This is a genomic window from Vibrio sp. 1078-1 (genome assembly GCF_033340475.1).
In genome coordinates, this window is the sequence record NZ_JAWOWM010000205.1 from 1 (window position 1) to 816 (window position 816).

General features: G+C 42.8%; 1 protein-coding gene and 1 pseudogene. Both read right to left on the reverse strand.

The window, feature by feature from the left end:
- Positions 1-184: pseudogene (locus tag R7190_RS26610) on the reverse strand (GGDEF domain-containing protein); the annotation flags it as partial.
- Between the two features lie 9 nt (positions 185-193).
- Positions 194-790, reverse strand: a complete 597-nt coding sequence (locus tag R7190_RS26615; RefSeq protein WP_005481323.1) for a response regulator transcription factor — start codon at positions 788-790, stop codon at positions 194-196.
- Positions 791-816: the final 26 nt, after the last annotated feature.

The following is an 816-nucleotide window of genomic DNA, read 5'->3' on the forward strand; positions in this document are numbered from 1 at the left end:
CGAGCTTCGCTTCAGTCAGCAGCCCCATTAAAATGACTTTTTGCTTTATTTTGGCTAGGTTATTTGCGTAGGTGTTGAACTGCTTTACTTCATAAGAAATCAACACAGCGCCTATCATCATTGTTGAAGTCGCAAACAGTAACGTCGCCACAAAGAAAGACAGCGCAATGCTTTTAAATGTCATGGTGTCTCCTTAGGTCCCCGCTACTCTCGTTAGCTCGACAATGTTCTTTACGTTAAATTTATCCAGCACGCGGCGTTTATAAGTGCTGACCGTTTTATCGCTAATCGACAACACAGACGCGATATCTCGATTGGACTTGCCTTGCAGCAAATACTTCATCACGGCACTTTCTCTGCTTGAAAGTTGCGGCATTTCTCTGACTTCGTTCGCGACTTGCTTAAATTTAAAGAAGGTATAGCCCTTCACCACCGCTTCGATAGCGTCTTTCAGAATGTCGTGATTTTCCGATTTGCACACATAACCATCTGCGCCAGATCGAAACGCCATTTGACTGTACATTTGGCTGGTTTCCGCCGAGAAGAAAATGACCTTGCCTTCATAACCGTGGGATTTGATGCGTTTGTAGAAATCAAAGCCGTCGCAATCGGCCAAGTTCACATCCAAAATCAGCAGTTCAATGTTGCTCTCTTTTAATGTCTTAAATGCAGACTTTGCTGACGTTGCGGTAAACACTTCATTGGTCATCCCCAGCTCTTTCAGTAAGGATTTGATTGCAACGCAAACTAGAGGGTGATCATCAAAGATCAAACAATTCATTTTATTCATATCTTTCATTCAGTATGGTTATTGCT

What these genes read in the sequence shown, in the direction of transcription:
- R7190_RS26615 (WP_005481323.1), bottom strand. Translation starts at nt 790, where the DNA reads ATGAATAAAATGAATTGTTTGATCTTTGATGATCACCCTCTAGTTTGC.